This is a genomic window from Cedecea sp. Ae19-4 (assembly GCF_059801165.1).
Window position 1 is genome coordinate 129,675 of the sequence record NZ_JBCHWG010000004.1, and the last position, 18,664, is coordinate 148,338.

The 18,664-nt window shown below is 51.1% G+C and carries 18 protein-coding genes, 3 tRNA genes and 4 rRNA genes; 18 read left to right on the forward strand and 7 right to left on the reverse strand.

Annotated elements, in window-relative coordinates; genetic code table 11:
- Positions 1-11 precede the first annotated feature (11 nt).
- From AAIE02_RS21735 to AAIE02_RS21755, 5 genes are all read left to right on the forward strand, one after another.
- Entirely contained in the window at positions 12-1,001 is a 990-nt protein-coding gene (locus tag AAIE02_RS21735) for a DNA-directed RNA polymerase subunit alpha (RefSeq protein ID WP_008457196.1), read from the forward strand.
- 40 nt (positions 1,002-1,041) lie between these two features.
- Positions 1,042-1,428, forward strand: coding sequence for a 50S ribosomal protein L17 (gene rplQ, locus AAIE02_RS21740; RefSeq protein ID WP_008457198.1), 387 nt, complete (start codon positions 1,042-1,044; stop codon positions 1,426-1,428).
- A gap of 110 nt (positions 1,429-1,538) precedes the next feature.
- Positions 1,539-1,910: a DnaJ family domain-containing protein gene (locus AAIE02_RS21745; RefSeq protein WP_498533240.1), complete on the forward strand. Its 372-nt coding sequence runs from the start codon at positions 1,539-1,541 to the stop codon at positions 1,908-1,910.
- Entirely contained in the window at positions 1,910-2,326 is a 417-nt protein-coding gene (gene zntR / locus AAIE02_RS21750) for a Zn(2+)-responsive transcriptional regulator (protein WP_008457203.1), read from the forward strand. Before AAIE02_RS21745 ends, zntR begins: the two co-directional genes overlap by 1 nt.
- A gap of 65 nt (positions 2,327-2,391) precedes the next feature.
- On the forward strand, positions 2,392-2,676 hold the full coding sequence (locus AAIE02_RS21755; protein WP_498533241.1) for an alternative ribosome-rescue factor A: 285 nt from the start codon (positions 2,392-2,394) through the stop codon (positions 2,674-2,676).
- Here AAIE02_RS21755 and mscL read toward each other — a convergent pair.
- The 5 genes from mscL to def form a co-directional block, all read right to left on the reverse strand.
- Positions 2,612-3,025 carry a large-conductance mechanosensitive channel protein MscL gene (gene mscL / locus AAIE02_RS21760; RefSeq protein WP_008457207.1) on the reverse strand — a complete coding sequence of 138 codons (414 nt, stop codon included), beginning with the start codon at positions 3,023-3,025 and terminating at the stop codon, positions 2,612-2,614. The genes AAIE02_RS21755 and mscL overlap by 65 nt on opposite strands.
- 155 nt (positions 3,026-3,180) lie before the next feature.
- Positions 3,181-4,557, reverse strand: a complete 1,377-nt coding sequence (trkA, locus tag AAIE02_RS21765; protein WP_008457209.1) for a Trk system potassium transporter TrkA — start codon at positions 4,555-4,557, stop codon at positions 3,181-3,183.
- Between the two features lie 49 nt (positions 4,558-4,606).
- Complete coding sequence (rsmB, locus tag AAIE02_RS21770; RefSeq protein ID WP_498533242.1) at positions 4,607-5,896, reverse strand: 16S rRNA (cytosine(967)-C(5))-methyltransferase RsmB; 1,290 nt, start codon at positions 5,894-5,896, stop codon at positions 4,607-4,609.
- Between the two features lie 73 nt (positions 5,897-5,969).
- Positions 5,970-6,917, reverse strand: a complete 948-nt coding sequence (fmt, locus tag AAIE02_RS21775) for a methionyl-tRNA formyltransferase (RefSeq protein WP_498533243.1) — start codon at positions 6,915-6,917, stop codon at positions 5,970-5,972.
- Positions 6,918-6,931: 14 nt separating this feature from the next.
- On the reverse strand, positions 6,932-7,441 hold the full coding sequence (def, locus tag AAIE02_RS21780) for a peptide deformylase (protein WP_039288271.1): 510 nt from the start codon (positions 7,439-7,441) through the stop codon (positions 6,932-6,934).
- Positions 7,442-7,578: 137 nt separating this feature from the next.
- Here def and dprA point away from each other — a divergent pair, with 137 nt between their 5' ends.
- From dprA to AAIE02_RS21810, 6 genes are read left to right on the forward strand one after another with little or no spacing between them, the layout of a single operon-like run.
- Positions 7,579-8,694: a DNA-protecting protein DprA gene (gene dprA / locus AAIE02_RS21785; RefSeq protein WP_498533244.1), complete on the forward strand. Its 1,116-nt coding sequence runs from the start codon at positions 7,579-7,581 to the stop codon at positions 8,692-8,694.
- Positions 8,666-9,139: a DUF494 family protein Smg gene (gene smg, locus AAIE02_RS21790; RefSeq protein WP_008457217.1), complete on the forward strand. Its 474-nt coding sequence runs from the start codon at positions 8,666-8,668 to the stop codon at positions 9,137-9,139. Before dprA ends, smg begins: the two co-directional genes overlap by 29 nt.
- A 23-nt stretch (positions 9,140-9,162) precedes the next feature.
- Positions 9,163-9,717 carry a DNA topoisomerase family protein gene (locus AAIE02_RS21795; RefSeq protein ID WP_008457218.1) on the forward strand — a complete coding sequence of 185 codons (555 nt, stop codon included), beginning with the start codon at positions 9,163-9,165 and terminating at the stop codon, positions 9,715-9,717.
- Positions 9,710-10,282, forward strand: a complete 573-nt coding sequence (gene tsaC, locus AAIE02_RS21800; protein ID WP_166879808.1) for an L-threonylcarbamoyladenylate synthase type 1 TsaC — start codon at positions 9,710-9,712, stop codon at positions 10,280-10,282. Before AAIE02_RS21795 ends, tsaC begins: the two co-directional genes overlap by 8 nt.
- Before the next feature lie 2 nt (positions 10,283-10,284).
- Entirely contained in the window at positions 10,285-11,103 is an 819-nt protein-coding gene (aroE, locus tag AAIE02_RS21805) for a shikimate dehydrogenase (RefSeq protein ID WP_166995990.1), read from the forward strand.
- Positions 11,100-11,357, forward strand: a complete 258-nt coding sequence (locus AAIE02_RS21810) for a DUF1488 family protein (RefSeq protein WP_336709767.1) — start codon at positions 11,100-11,102, stop codon at positions 11,355-11,357. The genes aroE and AAIE02_RS21810 overlap by 4 nt, the downstream gene beginning before the upstream one ends.
- Here the strand turns inward: AAIE02_RS21810 and AAIE02_RS21815 are convergent.
- A complete protein-coding gene (locus tag AAIE02_RS21815) occupies positions 11,333-11,887 on the reverse strand; it encodes a gamma carbonic anhydrase family protein (RefSeq protein WP_008457228.1) in 555 nt (184 codons plus the stop codon). The two genes, AAIE02_RS21810 and AAIE02_RS21815, sit on opposite strands and share 25 nt — an antisense overlap.
- 474 nt (positions 11,888-12,361) lie before the next feature.
- On the opposite strand from AAIE02_RS21815, the gene AAIE02_RS21820 reads away from it, so the two are divergent.
- The 7 genes from AAIE02_RS21820 (at position 12,362) to rrf (AAIE02_RS21850) (ending at position 17,805) form a co-directional block, all read left to right on the forward strand.
- Positions 12,362-13,901: ribosomal RNA gene (locus tag AAIE02_RS21820) — 16S ribosomal RNA — on the forward strand.
- Positions 13,902-13,969: 68 nt separating this feature from the next.
- Positions 13,970-14,046: transfer RNA gene (locus AAIE02_RS21825), tRNA-Ile, on the forward strand.
- A gap of 112 nt (positions 14,047-14,158) precedes the next feature.
- Positions 14,159-14,234, forward strand: a tRNA-Ala gene (locus tag AAIE02_RS21830).
- 206 nt (positions 14,235-14,440) lie between these two features.
- Positions 14,441-17,347 (forward strand): 23S ribosomal RNA (locus AAIE02_RS21835).
- A gap of 98 nt (positions 17,348-17,445) precedes the next feature.
- A 5S ribosomal RNA gene (gene rrf / locus AAIE02_RS21840) occupies positions 17,446-17,561 on the forward strand.
- A gap of 14 nt (positions 17,562-17,575) precedes the next feature.
- Positions 17,576-17,651: transfer RNA gene (locus tag AAIE02_RS21845), tRNA-Thr, on the forward strand.
- A 38-nt stretch (positions 17,652-17,689) separates the two neighbouring features.
- Positions 17,690-17,805, forward strand: a 5S ribosomal RNA gene (gene rrf, locus AAIE02_RS21850).
- The 16S, 23S and 5S rRNA genes sit together here with 3 tRNA genes alongside, the layout of an rRNA operon.
- Positions 17,806-17,904: 99 nt before the next feature.
- Here the strand turns inward: rrf (AAIE02_RS21850) and AAIE02_RS21855 are convergent.
- On the reverse strand, positions 17,905-18,663 hold the full coding sequence (locus tag AAIE02_RS21855; RefSeq protein WP_039298264.1) for an amino acid ABC transporter ATP-binding protein: 759 nt from the start codon (positions 18,661-18,663) through the stop codon (positions 17,905-17,907).
- Position 18,664: the final 1 nt, after the last annotated feature.

Genomic DNA, 18,664 nt, shown 5'->3' on the forward strand with positions numbered 1-18,664 from the left:
GAGAGGACACAATGCAGGGTTCTGTGACAGAGTTTCTAAAACCACGCCTGGTAGATATCGAGCAAGTGAGTTCGACGCACGCCAAGGTGACCCTTGAGCCGTTAGAGCGTGGCTTTGGCCATACTCTTGGTAACGCACTGCGCCGTATTCTGCTTTCGTCGATGCCGGGTTGCGCGGTGACTGAGGTTGAGATTGATGGTGTACTGCACGAGTACAGCACCAAAGAAGGCGTTCAGGAAGATATCCTGGAAATCCTGCTCAACCTGAAAGGGCTGGCGGTAAGAGTTCAAGGTAAAGATGAAGTTATCCTTACCCTGAATAAATCTGGCATTGGCCCTGTGACCGCAGCCGATATCACCCATGATGGTGATGTCGAAATCGTCAAGCCGCAGCATGTGATCTGCCACCTGACCGATGAGAACGCTGCTATTAGCATGCGTATCAAAGTTCAGCGCGGTCGCGGTTATGTGCCGGCTTCTACCCGAATTCATTCGGAAGAAGATGAGCGCCCAATCGGCCGTCTGCTGGTCGACGCCTGCTACAGCCCTGTAGAGCGTATTGCCTACAATGTTGAAGCCGCGCGTGTAGAACAGCGTACCGACCTGGACAAGCTGGTCATCGAAATGGAAACCAACGGCACAATCGATCCTGAAGAGGCGATTCGTCGTGCGGCGACCATTCTGGCAGAACAACTTGAAGCTTTCGTTGACCTGCGTGATGTACGTCAGCCGGAAGTTAAAGAAGAGAAACCAGAATTCGATCCGATCTTGCTGCGCCCTGTTGACGATCTGGAATTGACTGTCCGCTCTGCTAACTGCCTTAAGGCAGAAGCTATCCACTATATCGGTGATCTGGTACAGCGTACCGAGGTTGAGCTGCTCAAAACGCCTAACCTGGGTAAAAAATCTCTTACTGAGATTAAAGACGTGCTGGCTTCTCGTGGTTTGTCTCTGGGCATGCGCCTGGAAAACTGGCCACCAGCAAGCATTGCTGACGAGTAACCGGATCACAGGTTAAGGTTTTACTGAGAAGGATAAGGTCATGCGCCATCGTAAGAGTGGTCGTCAACTGAACCGCAACAGCAGCCATCGCCAGGCTATGTTCCGCAACATGGCAGGTTCACTGGTTCGTCATGAGATCATCAAGACGACCCTGCCTAAAGCGAAAGAGCTGCGTCGCGTAGTTGAGCCGCTGATTACTCTTGCCAAGACTGACAGCGTTGCTAATCGTCGTCTGGCATTCGCCCGCACTCGTGATAACGAGATCGTGGCAAAACTGTTTAATGAACTGGGTCCGCGTTTCGCGAGCCGTGCAGGTGGTTACACTCGTATTCTGAAGTGTGGCTTCCGTGCTGGTGACAATGCTCCGATGGCTTACATCGAGCTGGTTGATCGCGCCGAGTCTCAAACAGAAGCTGCTGCAGAGTAATCTGTAGTAACGTAGAAAAACCGGGCTTGCCCGGTTTTTTTATATCCAGAATATCCCCTTCTCTCTTTTCCCCGTATTCTTGTATTACTCCCGATAATTTTGAGGTCGCTATGTGGTTGCTTGATCAATGGGCAGAACGGCATATTCTTGATGCGCAGCGAAACGGAGAGTTCGAGGGGCTAGCCGGTAGCGGTGAGCCTATATTGCTCGACGATGACAGTCATGTTCCTCCCGAGCTCCGTGCCGGATACCGTCTGCTAAAAAATGCAGGTTGCTTGCCGGCAGAGATGCAGCAGCGGAAGGATGCCATTGAGCTGGTTGATCTGCTAAAAACGGTGCATATTCAGAGCGAGGAATATCAGGCGATCGGTAAAAAGCTCGCACTGCTTGAGCTTAAGCTCCGACAGGCGGGTATAAGCACCGACTTCTTACGTGGTGAGTATGCCGTAAAATTGATGCAGCATATCGATGAGGAAAGGTGATGTTTCGTATAGGTGAACTGGCAAAACTGGCGGATGTGACGCCGGATACTATTCGTTACTACGAAAAGCAAAACATGATGGATCACGAAGTGCGAACTGAAGGTGGTTTTCGCCTGTATAGCGACAGCGATCTTCAGCGTCTTAAATTCATTCGTTACGCTAAGCAACTTGGTTTCACGCTTGAGGCCATCCGGGAGCTTTTATCGATCCGTATCGATCCTGAGCATCATACTTGCCAGGAATCGAAAGGGATTGTGCAGAGCCGGTTGAGTGAGGTTGAGTCTAAAATCAAAGAATTGCAGAATATGCGGCGCTCGCTGCAGCGTCTGAATGATGCTTGTTGTGGCAGTGCACACAGTAGCGTTTATTGTTCTATCCTTGAAGCGCTGGAACAGGGAGCAAGCAGCAAAAAATAGCCGCTTGATCTTTTACAGGCTCAGGCATAGACTCGCGGCGATCCTTTAACCCATCTGGAGTAACTATGAGCACCAAATATCGCCATCGAAAAGGGCAAATTAAAGATAACGCCATTGAAGCGCTATTACATGACCCACTGTTCAGGCAAAGAGTTGAGAAGAATAAGAAAGGGAAAGGCAGTTATCAGAGAAATGAGAAACACGGCAAGAGAGGTAACTGGGAGGCCAGTGGCAAACAAGCAATTCGCTTTTTTACCACTGGCTTTCTGCTTTTAATAACCAGTATTAATTCCGTTGGTTCTGCTCTTTCAGCAGGTCACGAATCTCGCTCAGCAGAACTTCCTCTTTAGACGGTGCCGGAGGTGCGGCAGGCTCTTCCGCTTTTTTACGATTCAGTTTATTGATCACTTTGATGGCCATGAAGATGGCAAACGCGACAATCACGAAGTCAAAAATATTCTGAATAAATACGCCGTAGTGCATAACTACCGCAGGAACATCACCCTGGGCATCACGCAATGTTAAAGCAAACTGTTTAAAATCAACGCCACCAATCAGCAAACCCAGTGGTGGCATAATAATATCCGCTACCAGGGAGGAAACAATCTTCCCGAATGCTGCGCCAATAATCACACCTACTGCCAAATCAACAACGTTCCCGCGCATCGCGAATTCGCGAAACTCTTTTAAAATACTCATTAATCTCTCCTTGTGCCGGCTGACAGTAATAATTCTAACAAAGGTTATCTTAATTTCCATTGCTACAAGAAATAAGAATTTTTTGTTAATTCCATAATTTAAAAATGGTTTTTGTATGAAGAAACAGAGCAGAAAATATTTCTGCTCTGTTGAGTTTAGAGGAAGAATGGGCTTGGCTGGAACAGGCGTTCGACATCGCTGACAAATTTCTTATCCGTTAAGAACATAATGACGTGATCGCCCTGTTCTATACGTAGGTTGTCGTTGGCAATCATCACATCATTGCCACGTACAACTGCACCAATGATCGTGCCAGGCGGCAGTTTAATCTCATCGATGACTCGACCCACAACGCGAGAGGTGCTTTCATCTCCATGAGCCACGGCCTCAATGGCTTCTGCAACGCCACGGCGAAGAGATGAAACGCCAACAATATCGGCTTTACGCACATGTCCGAGTAGAGCAGAAATGGTTGCCTGCTGAGGTGAAATCGCAATATCAATCACGCTCCCCTGCACTAAATCGACATAGGCATTACGCTGTATGAGGACCATGACTTTTTTGGCGCCCATTCGCTTAGCCAGCATGGCCGACATGATGTTAGCTTCATCATCGTTGGTGACCGCAATAAAGAGATCAACCTGATCGATATGTTCCTCTGCTAACAGTTCCTGATCTGAGGCGTCACCATAAAATACGATGGTATTTTGCAGCATTTCTGCAAGTTCAGAAGCTCGCTGCTGATCGCGCTCGATCAGTTTTACGCTGTAATCTTTCTCGAGACGATGCGCTAAACCTGCGCCGATATTACCGCCGCCCACCAGCATGATGCGCTTGTAAGGTTTTTCGAGGCGCTGAAGCTCGCTCATTACCGCACGGATATTTTGTGACGCGGCAATAAAGAAGACTTCATCACCGGCTTCAACAATGGTTGAACCCTGCGGGCGAATAGGGCGGTCGTGACGGAAAATGGCTGCGACACGAGTATCGATGTGCGGCATATGTTCGCGCATGGTGGAAAGTGCATTACCCACCAGCGGACCACCATAGTAGGCTTTTACTACTGCCAGGCTAACTTTCCCTTCGGCAAAATTCACGACCTGAAGTGCCCCCGGGTACTCAATCAGGCGGTAAATATTGTCGATAACCAACTGCTCAGGAGCAATCAGGTGATCAATGGGAACGGCTTCTGCATTGAACAGTTTTTCTGCATCGCGAACATAATCGGGGGCTCGAATGCGGGCAATTCTGTTCGGTGTATTAAACAGCGAATAAGCGACCTGACATGCGATCATGTTCGTTTCGTCAGAGCTGGTGACTGCGACCAGCATGTCTGCGTCATCGGCCCCTGCTTCACGAAGTACGCGGGGATGAGAGCCGTGGCCCTGGACTACGCGGAGGTCAAACTTGTCCTGCAGGCTGCGCAGGCGGGCCTGGTTAGTATCGACGACGGTAATATCGTTGTTTTCACCGACCAGATTTTCTGCCAGAGTGCCGCCGACCTGGCCCGCACCCAGAATGATTATTTTCATCGTTTATCGCTTCACGAGTGATGAAACTTATGACTCACCCTGCAGGGAGTCAGCTCTTAATTAGCTTAGCGTAATAGAAGCCGTCACCGTCGTCTGCTGCAGGCAGATTTTGAATGCCCGGAGCCTTATTGTCACCGGTTTCTACCAGTTTGGCATCGGCATGACGCGCCAGAAACGCGCTCACCTGATCCTTATTCTCGTCGGGGAGAATAGAACAAGTGGCATAGACAAGCGTCCCGCCGGTTTTAAGGTGAGGCCAGATAGCATCCAGAATCTCTTTCTGCAAAGCAACGAGTTCTGCGATATCCCTGTCGCGACGCAGCCATTTGATGTCTGGATGGCGACGAATAACGCCGGTTGCTGAGCATGGCGCATCAAGCAAAATACGGTCAAACTTAGTTTCGCCACACCACTGAGCAGGGAAACGGCCGTCTCCCTGTTTTACTTCTGCTTTCATGCCAAGGCGTTCAAGATTTTCATGCACGCGTTTCAGGCGCTGGGTGTCAACGTCGACGGCCATCACTTTTGCATTCGGGGCCGCTTCCAGAATATGCGTTGTCTTACCGCCCGGTGCGGCACAAAGATCCAGAATAGTTTCATCGTTTTGCGGATCTAAAAGATCGACGCTGCCCTGAGCTGAAGCATCCTGCACGGTCACCCAGCCTTGCTCAAAACCAGGTAATACCTGAACGGGAGCGGGTGAATCAAGGCGAACAGCATCCTGGTATTTGGGATGTATATGGCCTTCCAGACCAGCCTCAGCCAGCAAAGCCATCCATGCTTCACGCGTATGGTGCTGGCGATTTACGCGCAGCCACATTGGAGGGCGCTGGTTATTAGCATCGACAATGGATTCCCAGCAGTCCGGGTAAGCTTTTTTCAAACGCTGCAGCAGCCAGGCCGGGTGCAGAAAACGGCTTTCATGCTTAGCAGCTTCTGCCATCAGGTTTTCTTGCTGGCGCTGGAACTGACGTAGTACGCCATTGATTAAGCCCTTAAAAGCCTGGCGCTTAATCGCGATGGCACCTTCAACGGTTTCAGCCAGCGCAGCATGCGCAGGAATACGGGTATACAGAAGCTGATAGATGCCGACCATAATTAAGTAATGGATTGTGCGCTGCTTTCCAGTCATCGGGCGTGACATGAGTTTGCCAACCAACCAGTCCAGCTGCGGAAGGGTACGCAGCACGCCGAAGCACAGCTCCTGCAGCAGGGCTCTGTCTTTATCAGACACTTTCTGCTGTACCCCAGGCAGTACATTACTTAATGATTGTCCTTGCTCGACAACTTGTTCAATTGTTTGGGCAGCCAGGCTGCGAAGATTCAGTGTTTTTTTCATTATCGTGCTCTGGTTTTTCCAGCGCTATAAACAAAAATGCCCAGGTTACCCTGGGCGTATAAATGCGGCTTTATCAGGAGAGGACTGTACCAGGTTCAAACCATTCACGGCGTGAGTTCAGTAGGTCCTGCGCTTTCATGGCTTTTTTACCTGCAGGCTGCAGTTCTTCAAGATTCAGAATGCCCTCGGCGGTCGCAACCTGGATACCTTGTTTACTGATGGCCAGAATGGTGCCCGGTGCTGAATTTGTCTGGGTGCTGATCGCCGACGCGCGCCAGACTTTTAGCGGCTGCCCGTCGATTTCCAGCCAGCTCATTGGCCATGGGTTAAAAGCACGGATACAGCGTTCCAGTTGAACGGCAGAAAGGTTCCAGTTGATGCGGGCTTCTTCTTTGCTGAGTTTCTCAGCATAGGTCACCAGCGCTTCGTCTTGAACCTCCGGCGTAGCGGTACCGTTGGTTAGCTGTTCCAGCGTGTCCAGAAGGCCTTTAGGACCCAGCCCTGCTAGCTTATCGTAGAGGGTTCCGCTGGTGTCTTCTGCCTCAATCGGACAAGAGAGTTTATACAGCATGTCGCCGGTATCGAGACCGATATCCATTTGCATAATGGTGACGCCAGTTTCAGCATCCCCGGCCCACAAAGAACGTTGGATCGGTGCCGCACCACGCCAGCGCGGCAGCAGTGAACCATGAACATTTACGCAGCCCAGGCGAGGCATATCGAGTACCGGCTGAGGCAAAATCAGGCCATATGCAACCACCACCATAACATCGGCGTTGAGGTCGGCAATCAACTGCTGATTTTCCGCTTTACGCAGCGTAGCCGGCTGAAAGACAGGAATGCCTTTCTCTTCTGCCAGCGCTTTTACCGGGCCTGGCATGAGTTTTTTACCGCGGCCTGCCGGACGATCTGGTTGGGTAAATACACCAACGACCTGGTGCTGAGAAGACAACAGCGCGTCAAGGTGACGCGCTGCGAAGTCTGGGGTTCCGGCAAAAATAATACGCAGAGAATCTGACACGTTGTTTGTTGTCCTTAAGCTTTCGCTTTCAAACGGTCGAGTTTTTCAACTTTCTGGCGAATACGTTGCTGTTTCAGCGGCGACAGATAATCGATAAACAGTTTACCGACCAGATGATCCATTTCGTGCTGGATACAAATCGCCAGCAGGCCATCTGCTTCCAGTTCAAAGGCTTTACCGTCACGATCGAGCGCGCGAATTTTTACTTTTTCCGCACGAGGTACCAGCGCACGCTGTTCAGGGATGGACAGACAACCTTCTTCAATACCGGTCTCACCGCTTTTTTCCAGCAGTTCCGGGTTAATCAGTACCAGCTGTTCGTCACGGTTCTCGGATACATCAATCACGATGATGCGTTGGTGAATATCTACCTGCGTAGCCGCCAGGCCAATGCCTTCTTCGGCGTACATAGTATCGAACATATCATCAACGATACGCTGAATGTCCGCATTCACTTCTTCAACCGGTTTAGCGACTTTGCGAAGGCGCTCGTCGGGAATATGTAATACTTGCAAAACTGCCATAAATTTCCAGAGCTGTGTTCAGTAGTAGAAAGGATTATTCCCTCTATTCTAGACATTTCCCCGGCTGATTGACAGCATCAGTGACCAATCGCAAGGATTGCTTTGATGGCCTGTGGCAGGGGGATTGAGTGCAGATAATGGAGATTTGGCTACGTCTTATGGCTGTTAAGGGGCTGAGTGGGGATAAGTTCCTAAAAATAGCCCACTTCCTGGAACGATGCCCAAGGGTAGAAAGGGAGAGTCTGCTCGCGGCGGGATTAAATGCCCGAGAATGTGCATTATTTACTGCATTCGATGAGCGCCAGCTTGAAGCTAGCCTTCTTTGGCTCGATAAGCCAAATCACCATCTGCTGACGGCGGAAGACGCCCTTTATCCTGAGCAGCTCAGAGCCATAAATGATTATCCTGCCGCTCTGTTTGTTGCCGGTGAACCTTCACTACTCAGCCAGAACCAGCTTGCGGTTGTTGGTAGTCGTAACCTGTCAGATTACGGCGAGCGCTTTTGCCGGCAGTTCAGTGAAGCGCTTGCACAGTCTGGACTGGTGATAACCAGCGGGTTGGCATTGGGCATTGATGGGGTGGCGCACCGTGCGGCACTGAGAGTCAAGGGTAAAACCATTGCTGTGTTGGGGAATGGATTAGGCAGCGTTCATCCTAAACGTCATGCGATGTTAGCCCGGAAAATTCTCGAGCAAGAAGGGGCAGTGCTATCCGAGTTTCCCCTTTCCTGTACGCCCTGGCCCTCGAACTTTCCGTGGCGTAATCGTGTCATCAGTGGGCTGAGTAGAGCCGTTTTTGTCGTAGAAGCCGGTGAACGAAGTGGATCCCTGGTGACTGCCCGCTATGCCGTTGAACAGGGAAGAGAGGTATTTGCTCTGCCCGGTACGGTAGGAAGTCCTCGGAGCGATGGCCCACACTGGCTTATTCAGCAAGGGGCTAATCTAGTACGAAGTCCGCAGGATATCCTCGATTATCTCGCCTCTGAACTCCATTGGCTTCCCGCTTCGCACAATGTGTCAATATATTCGCCAAATCAACAGGACGGCGCATTGCCATTTCCCCATCTGTTGGCTAACGTAGGAGATGAGGTTACACCTGTTGACGTCGTCGCTGAACGTGCCGGCCAACCTGTGCCAGAGACGGTAGCTCAGTTACTCGAACTGGAGTTAGCAGGATGGATCGCAGCTGTACCCGGCGGCTATGTCCGATTGAGGAGGGCATGCCATGTTCGACGTACTAATGTACTTATTTGAAACCTACATCCACAGCGAAGCAGAAATGCGCGTTGATCAGGATAAGCTGACGAGCGATCTCACCGACGCTGGTTTTGATCGTGAGGACATTTTTAACGCATTAGTGTGGCTTGAAAAGCTGGCCGACTATCAGGATGGCTTGACCGAACCGATGCAGCTTGCTGCCGATCCTCTCTCTATGCGTATTTTTACCGCAGAAGAGAGCCAGCGGCTTGATGCAGACTGTCGGGGCTTTTTACTGTTCCTTGAACAGATTCAGGTGTTAAATCTCGAAACCCGCGAAATGGTGATTGAGCGCGTGCTGGCGCTGGACACAGCAGAATTCGAACTGGAAGATCTGAAGTGGGTTGTACTGATGGTGCTGTTCAACATTCCGGGGTGTGAAAACGCCTACCAGCAAATGGAAGAATTACTCTTCGAGGCAAATGAAGGTATGCTGCACTAAATTAAGTTGCAGCATGAGATGTTATGGCCAAGTCAGCACTGTTCTCGGTGCCAAAAAATGAACCCTGCCCCCAATGCGGGGCAGAGTTAGCAATACGTTCCGGTAAACACGGCCCATTTTTGGGCTGTTCCCATTACCCGGAATGCGATTATGTTCGCCCGTTAAAGAGCCAGGCGGATGGGCATATTGTTAAAGTACTTGATGGCCAGCAATGCCCGGTATGTCAGTCGACGCTCGTGCTACGTCAGGGGCGGTTTGGCATGTTTATCGGCTGCAGCAATTACCCTGAATGCGAACACACGGAAATCATTGATAAACCCGATGAGACGGCAATAGCGTGCCCCCAATGCCAAAAAGGGCAACTGGTTCAGCGTCGTTCTCGCTACGGGAAAACGTTCTGGTCCTGTAACAGCTACCCGGACTGTCAGTTTGTCATTAATGTTAAACCGGTAGCGGGTATCTGCTCTGAATGTCAGTATCCGCTGCTTATTGAAAAGAAAACGGCTCAGGGCGTGAAACGTTTCTGCGCCAATAAACAATGTGGAAAGCCGGTAACGACGGAACAAGCCAGTGAATAATAACCTGCCTGAAGGCCAGCTCGCGCAGATCGTAGCGGCCCTGAAAGAAGAACAAGTCATCGCCTACCCAACCGAAGCCGTCTTTGGCGTTGGTTGCGATCCCGATAGTGAACTCGCAGTTACTCGCCTGCTTGAGCTGAAACAGCGTCCGGTAGAGAAGGGACTTATCCTTATCGCCGCCAATTTTGAGCAGCTGAAACCTTATATTGATGCCGCTGCGCTTAATGAAGCACAGCTTTCGGTGGTGTTTGCAAACTGGCCTGGCCCGGTGACGTTTGTTTTCCCGGCTTTGCCTTCCACCCCAAAGTGGCTGACCGGGCGTTTTGATTCTTTGGCGGTGCGTGTGACCAATCATCCGCTTGTGAAAGAGCTATGTCTTGCCTACGGTAAGCCTCTGGTGTCTACCAGTGCGAACCTTACGGGCTTGCCTCCGTGTCGCAGTTCGGAAGAAGTTCAGCAGCAGTTTGGCCAAAGTTTCCCTGTACTTATGGGGGATACCGGTGGGCGGCTTAATCCTTCAGAAATACGCGATGCCTTAACCGGCGAACTCTTCCGTCAGGGGTAATTATGGAAACTTTCGCCGTCTTTGGTAACCCTATTCAGCACAGCAAATCTCCTCTTATTCATCGCCTTTTCGCAGAACAATTGGGAATTGAACATCCTTATGGACGCGTGCTTGCTCCGTTAGACACTTTTGCTGAAACACTTGAAGCCTTCTTCAATAAAGGAGGAAGGGGAGCCAACGTCACCGTCCCTTTTAAAGAACAAGCTTTTACTCGTGCAGACGAGCTAACAGAGCGGGCGGCGCTGGCAGGTGCGGTCAATACGCTCAAGCGCCAGGAAGATGGACGTTTGCTTGGAGACAATACGGATGGTATTGGCTTGTTGAGCGATCTTGAACGTTTGAAACTGATCAAACCCGGCGATCGTATTCTGCTGGTGGGGGCCGGCGGCGCAGCGCGTGGTGTACTGTTGCCCTTGTTATCATTAGATTGTGCGGTCACGATAACCAACCGTACGTTTGCCAAAGCGGCAGAACTAGCTGATTTATTCAGCCATACGGGAAGTGTTAACGCCGTGGCAATGGATCAGCTCGAGGGGCATGAATTCGATTTACTGATCAACGCCACGTCCAGCGGGATTGGCGGTGAGATCCCTGCGCTGCCGGTTTCTCTCCTTTCCCACCGTGTAAGTTGCTACGACATGTTTTACCAGAAAGGGCTGACGCCATTCTTGAACTGGGCCACGAGTCACGGTGTAGTGTCTTACGCGGATGGTCTTGGCATGCTGGTGGGGCAGGCTGCACACGCTTTTATGCTTTGGCACGGCGTCATGCCAGATGTCGCGCCAGTTATTGAGGCGTTGAAAAGAGAAATGGCGGCGTGAACCAGGCCATTCAGTTCCCGGATCGTGAAGTCTGGGATGAAGAGCGGCAGGCTATCCGTTTTCCTGCGCTGGTGCAGGGGTTCCAGGTTGAGTGCGCGATAAGCTCATTGGCCATTGCCAGCCGCTTCGGCGGCAATGGCGCCGAAGAGTGGCTTTCTTTATTTCGGGAATATCGTTGGGATCTTGAAGAAGAAGCCGAAGGCCTGATAGAAAGTGAGCAGGAAGGCAATCAAGGGTGGTACTGGCTATCCTGAGCCAGATACTCATCTTTCCAGCGCACATAATTGTTAGCGGAGTAGGTTAATCCGGCCAGCTCCGCTTCAGTCAGGCGGCGAATCTGTTTCACCGGACTGCCTAAATAGAGAAAGCCGCTTTCCAGGTGCTTGTTCTGGGGGACCAGGCTACCGGCACCAATCATCACATCATCTTCTACTACTACTCCATCCAATAGGATCGACCCCATTCCAACCAAGACGCGATTGCCGATCGTGCAGCCGTGCAGCATTACCTTATGGCCCACCGTCACATCTTCACCAACGATCAGCGGGTTCCCTTCAGGTTTATAAGAGGACTTATGGGTAACATGAAGCACGCTGCCATCCTGGATGTTGGTGCGTGCTCCAATTGTCACGGTGTTTACGTCCCCTCGAATAGCAACTAACGGCCAGATACTGACATCATCCGCCAGTTTTACGTCACCAATGACCACGCTGGTGGGATCAACCATGACTCGTTCATCGAGTTGAGGGAAAGTTTTTTGAAAAGCACGCAGTACCGCAGACATAAACACCTCAGGGAAATTCATTACAGAAATAGACTGTGGCCGCTTTCTTGAGCAATGGCAAGGGAGTAAAGGGCGATAAAGAGGGCAGATCGAACAGGATCTCAGCGAAAAGAGTGAAAACTAAACATTCAGAAAAAAAGATCGAAAAAGTACTTGTGCTAAAAAGTGGGATCCCTATAATGCGCCTCCATCGAGACGGCACAGTGAATCACTTCACAAATTAGCCGGTTCGATAAAGAGAAAAAATCCTGAAAATCGGGGTTGACTCTGAAAGAGGAAAGCGTAATATACGCCACCTCGAGTTAGCAAGCGAAAGCGCCTAACTCACTGCTCTTTAACAATTTATCAGACAATCTGTGTGGGCACTCGCAGGATTGATATCTCAGCATCTTCGGATGCAAACAAATATCAAGTCTTGAAGAGTGACTACTGATTTTATAAACAGTTTTAATTCTTTGAGCATCAAACACTTTTAAATTGAAGAGTTTGATCATGGCTCAGATTGAACGCTGGCGGCAGGCCTAACACATGCAAGTCGAGCGGTAGCACGGGGAGCTTGCTCCTGGGTGACGAGCGGCGGACGGGTGAGTAATGTCTGGGGATCTGCCTGATGGAGGGGGATAACTACTGGAAACGGTAGCTAATACCGCATAACGTCGCAAGACCAAAGAGGGGGACCTTCGGGCCTCTTGCCATCAGATGAACCCAGATGGGATTAGCTAGTAGGTGGGGTAATGGCTCACCTAGGCGACGATCCCTAGCTGGTCTGAGAGGATGACCAGCCACACTGGAACTGAGACACGGTCCAGACTCCTACGGGAGGCAGCAGTGGGGAATATTGCACAATGGGCGCAAGCCTGATGCAGCCATGCCGCGTGTATGAAGAAGGCCTTCGGGTTGTAAAGTACTTTCAGCGAGGAGGAAGGCATTAAGGTTAATAACCTTGGTGATTGACGTTACTCGCAGAAGAAGCACCGGCTAACTCCGTGCCAGCAGCCGCGGTAATACGGAGGGTGCAAGCGTTAATCGGAATTACTGGGCGTAAAGCGCACGCAGGCGGTTTGTTAAGTCGGATGTGAAATCCCCGGGCTCAACCTGGGAACTGCATTCGAAACTGGCAAGCTTGAGTCTTGTAGAGGGGGGTAGAATTCCAGGTGTAGCGGTGAAATGCGTAGAGATCTGGAGGAATACCGGTGGCGAAGGCGGCCCCCTGGACAAAGACTGACGCTCAGGTGCGAAAGCGTGGGGAGCAAACAGGATTAGATACCCTGGTAGTCCACGCCGTAAACGATGTCGACTTGGAGGTTGTGCCCTTGAGGCGTGGCTTCCGGAGCTAACGCGTTAAGTCGACCGCCTGGGGAGTACGGCCGCAAGGTTAAAACTCAAATGAATTGACGGGGGCCCGCACAAGCGGTGGAGCATGTGGTTTAATTCGATGCAACGCGAAGAACCTTACCTACTCTTGACATCCAGAGAACTTTCCAGAGATGGATTGGTGCCTTCGGGAACTCTGAGACAGGTGCTGCATGGCTGTCGTCAGCTCGTGTTGTGAAATGTTGGGTTAAGTCCCGCAACGAGCGCAACCCTTATCCTTTGTTGCCAGCGGTTCGGCCGGGAACTCAAAGGAGACTGCCAGTGATAAACTGGAGGAAGGTGGGGATGACGTCAAGTCATCATGGCCCTTACGAGTAGGGCTACACACGTGCTACAATGGCGCATACAAAGAGAAGCGACCTCGCGAGAGCAAGCGGACCTCATAAAGTGCGTCGTAGTCCGGATTGGAGTCTGCAACTCGACTCCATGAAGTCGGAATCGCTAGTAATCGTAGATCAGAATGCTACGGTGAATACGTTCCCGGGCCTTGTACACACCGCCCGTCACACCATGGGAGTGGGTTGCAAAAGAAGTAGGTAGCTTAACCTTCGGGAGGGCGCTTACCACTTTGTGATTCATGACTGGGGTGAAGTCGTAACAAGGTAACCGTAGGGGAACCTGCGGTTGGATCACCTCCTTACCTAATAGATACAACCCGCGTAGTGCTCACACAGATTGTCTGATAGAAAACGAGCAGTAAAACCTTATAGGCTTGTAGCTCAGGTGGTTAGAGCGCACCCCTGATAAGGGTGAGGTCGGTGGTTCAAGTCCACTCAGGCCTACCAAATTTTCCCCTGTTCTGCGTTGCACCTCAGACTCGCATACCTCAGTATGCGTCGCTAAGTTGCGCCTTGACCAGATGAAAATCATGGTAATCAAAGGTTTTACGAAATCGATGGGGCTATAGCTCAGCTGGGAGAGCGCCTGCCTTGCACGCAGGAGGTCAGCGGTTCGATCCCGCTTAGCTCCACCATCATTTCATGCACCAAAACTTACTTCAGAGTGTACCGGTGACGGTGTACTGCGAAGTATTTGCTCTTTAACAATCCGGAACAAGCTGAAAATTGAAACGACATGTCGTCTCATTCTTCCGTAATAAAGAATGAGGTTAAGACATGTTCGAGTCTCTCAAATTTTCACAATATCGATTGTGTCTTACGAGACATCTTCGGGTTGTGAGGTTAAGCGACTAAGCGTACACGGTGGATGCCCTGGCAGTCAGAGGCGATGAAGGACGTGCTAATCTGCGATAAGCGTCGGTAAGGTGATATGAACCGTTATAGCCGGCGATTTCCGAATGGGGAAACCCAGTGTGATTCGTCACACTATCATTACGTGAATACATAGCGTAATGAAGCGAACCGGGGGAACTGAAACATCTAAGTACCCCGAGGAAAAGAAATCAACCGAGATTCCCCCAGTAGCGGCGAGCGAACGGGGAGCAGCCCAGAACCTGAATCAGTTTGTGTGTTAGTGGAAGCGTCTGGAAAGTCGCAGGGTACAGGGTGATACTCCCGTACACTAAAATGCACATACTGTGAGTTCGAAGAGTAGGGCGGGACACGTGGTATCCTGTCTGAATATGGGGGGACCATCCTCCAAGGCTAAATACTCCTGACTGACCGATAGTGAACCAGTACCGTGAGGGAAAGGCGAAAAGAACCCCGGCGAGGGGAGTGAAAAAGAACCTGAAACCGTGTACGTACAAGCAGTGGGAGCCTCATTTATGGGGTGACTGCGTACCTTTTGTATAATGGGTCAGCGACTTATATTCTGTAGCAAGGTTAACCGTATAGGGGAGCCGCAGGGAAACCGAGTCTTAACTGGGCGTTAAGTTGCAGGGTATAGACCCGAAACCCGGTGATCTAGCCATGGGCAGGTTGAAGGTTGGGTAACACTAACTGGAGGACCGAACCGACTAATGTTGAAAAATTAGCGGATGACTTGTGGCTGGGGGTGAAAGGCCAATCAAACCGGGAGATAGCTGGTTCTCCCCGAAAGCTATTTAGGTAGCGCCTCGTGAACTCATCTTCGGGGGTAGAGCACTGTTTCGGCTAGGGGGCCATCCCGGCTTACCAACCCGATGCAAACTACGAATACCGAAGAATGTTATCACGGGAGACACACGGCGGGTGCTAACGTCCGTCGTGAAGAGGGAAACAACCCAGACCGCCAGCTAAGGTCCCAAAGTCATGGTTAAGTGGGAAACGATGTGGGAAGGCACAGACAGCCAGGATGTTGGCTTAGAAGCAGCCATCATTTAAAGAAAGCGTAATAGCTCACTGGTCGAGTCGGCCTGCGCGGAAGATGTAACGGGGCTAAACCATGCACCGAAGCTGCGGCAGCGACACTATGTGTTGTTGGGTAGGGGAGCGTTCTGTAAGCCGTCGAAGGTGAACTGTGAGGTTTGCTGGAGGTATCAGAAGTGCGAATGCTGACATAAGTAACGATAAAGCGGGTGAAAAGCCCGCTCGCCGGAAGACCAAGGGTTCCTGTCCAACGTTAATCGGGGCAGGGTGAGTCGACCCCTAAGGCGAGGCCGAAAGGCGTAGTCGATGGGAAACAGGTTAATATTCCTGTACTCGGTGTTACTGCGAAGGGGGGACGGAGAAGGCTATGTTAGCCGGGCGACGGTTGTCCCGGTTTAAGCATGTAGGCGGAGCGTTTAGGTAAATCCGGACGCTTATTAACGCTGAGGTGTGATGACGAGGCACTACGGTGCTGAAGTAACAAATGCCCTGCTTCCAGGAAAAGCCTCTAAGCATCAGGTAACATTGAATCGTACCCCAAACCGACACAGGTGGTCAGGTAGAGAATACCAAGGCGCTTGAGAGAACTCGGGTGAAGGAACTAGGCAAAATGGTGCCGTAACTTCGGGAGAAGGCACGCTGTCGGTAAGTGAAACCCCTCGCGGGTGGAGCTGAAGGCAGTCGAAGATACCAGCTGGCTGCAACTGTTTATTAAAAACACAGCACTGTGCAAACACGAAAGTGGACGTATACGGTGTGACGCCTGCCCGGTGCCGGAAGGTTAATTGATGGGGTTATCCGCAAGGAGAAGCTCTTGATCGAAGCCCCGGTAAACGGCGGCCGTAACTATAACGGTCCTAAGGTAGCGAAATTCCTTGTCGGGTAAGTTCCGACCTGCACGAATGGCGTAATGATGGCCAGGCTGTCTCCACCCGAGACTCAGTGAAATTGAAATCGCTGTGAAGATGCAGTGTACCCGCGGCAAGACGGAAAGACCCCGTGAACCTTTACTATAGCTTGACACTGAACATTGAGCCTTGATGTGTAGGATAGGTGGGAGGCTTTGAAGCGTGGACGCCAGTCTGCGTGGAGCCAACCTTGAAATACCACCCTTTAATGTTTGATGTTCTAACGTAGACCCGTGATCCGGGTTGCGGACAGTGTCTGGTGGGTAGTTTGACTGGGGCGGTCTCCTCCTAAAGCGTAACGGAGGAGCACGAAGGTTAGCTAATCACGGTCGGACATCGTGAGGTTAGTGCAAAGGCATAAGCTAGCTTGACTGCGAGAGTGACGGCTCGAGCAGGTGCGAAAGCAGGTCTTAGTGATCCGGTGGTTCTGAATGGAAGGGCCATCGCTCAACGGATAAAAGGTACTCCGGGGATAACAGGCTGATACCGCCCAAGAGTTCATATCGACGGCGGTGTTTGGCACCTCGATGTCGGCTCATCACATCCTGGGGCTGAAGTAGGTCCCAAGGGTATGGCTGTTCGCCATTTAAAGTGGTACGCGAGCTGGGTTTAGAACGTCGTGAGACAGTTCGGTCCCTATCTGCCGTGGGCGCTGGAGAATTGAGGGGGGCTGCTCCTAGTACGAGAGGACCGGAGTGGACGCATCACTGGTGTTCGGGTTGTCATGCCAATGGCATTGCCCGGTAGCTAAATGCGGAAAAGATAAGCGCTGAAAGCATCTAAGCGCGAAACTTGCCCCGAGATGAGTTCTCCCTGACCCTTTAAGGGTCCTGAAGGAACGTTGAAGACGACGACGTTGATAGGCTGGGTGTGTAAGCGTAGCGATACGTTGAGCTAACCAGTACTAATGATCCGTGAGGCTTAACCTTACAACACCGAAGGTGTTTTCAGAGACGAAAGATTTTCAGCTTAGTTCAGGATTAGATTGATGGTTATATAGAGATATAACGGTCAATAACAGAATTTGCCTGGCGGCCGTAGCGCGGTGGTCCCACCTGACCCCATGCCGAACTCAGAAGTGAAACGCCGTAGCGCCGATGGTAGTGTGGGGTCTCCCCATGCGAGAGTAGGGAACTGCCAGGCATCAAATTAAGCGTGCTGATATGGCTCAGTTGGTAGAGCGCACCCTTGGTAAGGGTGAGGTCCCCAGTTCGACTCTGGGTATCAGCACCACTTTTTAGGTTAAAGTTCGGCACGTAGAAAAGAATTTGCCTGACGGCAGTAGCGCGGTGGTCCCACCTGACCCCATGCCGAACTCAGAAGTGAAACGCCGTAGCGCCGATGGTAGTGTGGGGTCTCCCCATGCGAGAGTAGGGAACTGTCAGGCATCAAATAAAGCATTAACCCCGACCGAAAGGCCGGGGTTTTTTGCTTTCAGAGATGTGCAAAACAGCATAAAAAAGGCCGCGTCAGCGGCCTTTGTCGTTTAATGGATAACCTGAGACAAGAAAGCTCGCGTTCTTTCCGATTTCGGATGGGCAAAAAACTCTTCAGGTGGTGCCTGCTCTACGATCTCTCCACGGTCCATAAAGATAACCCTGTCGGCAACGGTACGCGCAAACCCCATTTCGTGAGTCACGCACAGCATCGTCATCCCGGATTCGGCCAGGCCAATCATGGTATCCAGCACTTCCTTCACCATTTCCGGGTCAAGTGCAGACGTCGGTTCATCGAAGAGCATGATTTTAGGCTTCATGCATAGCGAGCGAGCAATGGCCACACGCTGCTGCTGGCCACCGGATATTTGCCCCGGGAATTTATGCGCATGTTCAGCGATTCGCACTCGTTCGAGATAATGCATCGCCAGCGCTTCCGCTTCTTTCTTCGGCATCTTACGCACCCAAATCGGAGCCAGGGTGCAGTTCTGCAAGACCGTTAAATGCGGGAACAGGTTAAAGTGCTGAAAGACCATGCCGACTTCGGTACGGACTTTTTCTATATTGCGGAGATCGTCATTCAACTCTGTGCCGTCAACGACAATACGCCCCTGCTGATGCTCTTCAAGATGGTTAATACAGCGAATAGTCGTTGATTTCCCGGAGCCCGATGGCCCACACAGCACGATACGCTCACCCTGCTTCACATTGAGATTAATATCTTTTAAAACATGGAATTGCCCGTACCATTTGTTCACATTTTCCAATGTGATCATCGTGTCGGCAGCCTGCAGTGTCATTTTACTCATC

What these genes read in the sequence shown, in the direction of transcription:
- def (WP_039288271.1), bottom strand. Translation starts at nt 7,441, where the DNA reads ATGGCAGTTTTGCAAGTATTACATATTCCCGACGAGCGCCTTCGCAAA.
- smg (WP_008457217.1), top strand. Translation starts at nt 8,666, where the DNA reads ATGTTCGACGTACTAATGTACTTATTTGAAACCTACATCCACAGCGAA.
- dprA (WP_498533244.1), top strand. Translation starts at nt 7,579, where the DNA reads ATGGAGATTTGGCTACGTCTTATGGCTGTTAAGGGGCTGAGTGGGGAT.
- AAIE02_RS21855 (WP_039298264.1), bottom strand. Translation starts at nt 18,663, where the DNA reads ATGAGTAAAATGACACTGCAGGCTGCCGACACGATGATCACATTGGAA.
- AAIE02_RS21755 (WP_498533241.1), top strand. Translation starts at nt 2,392, where the DNA reads ATGAGCACCAAATATCGCCATCGAAAAGGGCAAATTAAAGATAACGCC.
- zntR (WP_008457203.1), top strand. Translation starts at nt 1,910, where the DNA reads ATGTTTCGTATAGGTGAACTGGCAAAACTGGCGGATGTGACGCCGGAT.
- mscL (WP_008457207.1), bottom strand. Translation starts at nt 3,025, where the DNA reads ATGAGTATTTTAAAAGAGTTTCGCGAATTCGCGATGCGCGGGAACGTT.
- AAIE02_RS21795 (WP_008457218.1), top strand. Translation starts at nt 9,163, where the DNA reads ATGGCCAAGTCAGCACTGTTCTCGGTGCCAAAAAATGAACCCTGCCCC.
- rsmB (WP_498533242.1), bottom strand. Translation starts at nt 5,896, where the DNA reads ATGAAAAAAACACTGAATCTTCGCAGCCTGGCTGCCCAAACAATTGAA.
- trkA (WP_008457209.1), bottom strand. Translation starts at nt 4,557, where the DNA reads ATGAAAATAATCATTCTGGGTGCGGGCCAGGTCGGCGGCACTCTGGCA.
- aroE (WP_166995990.1), top strand. Translation starts at nt 10,285, where the DNA reads ATGGAAACTTTCGCCGTCTTTGGTAACCCTATTCAGCACAGCAAATCT.
- AAIE02_RS21745 (WP_498533240.1), top strand. Translation starts at nt 1,539, where the DNA reads ATGTGGTTGCTTGATCAATGGGCAGAACGGCATATTCTTGATGCGCAG.
- rplQ (WP_008457198.1), top strand. Translation starts at nt 1,042, where the DNA reads ATGCGCCATCGTAAGAGTGGTCGTCAACTGAACCGCAACAGCAGCCAT.
- AAIE02_RS21735 (WP_008457196.1), top strand. Translation starts at nt 12, where the DNA reads ATGCAGGGTTCTGTGACAGAGTTTCTAAAACCACGCCTGGTAGATATC.
- AAIE02_RS21815 (WP_008457228.1), bottom strand. Translation starts at nt 11,887, where the DNA reads ATGTCTGCGGTACTGCGTGCTTTTCAAAAAACTTTCCCTCAACTCGAT.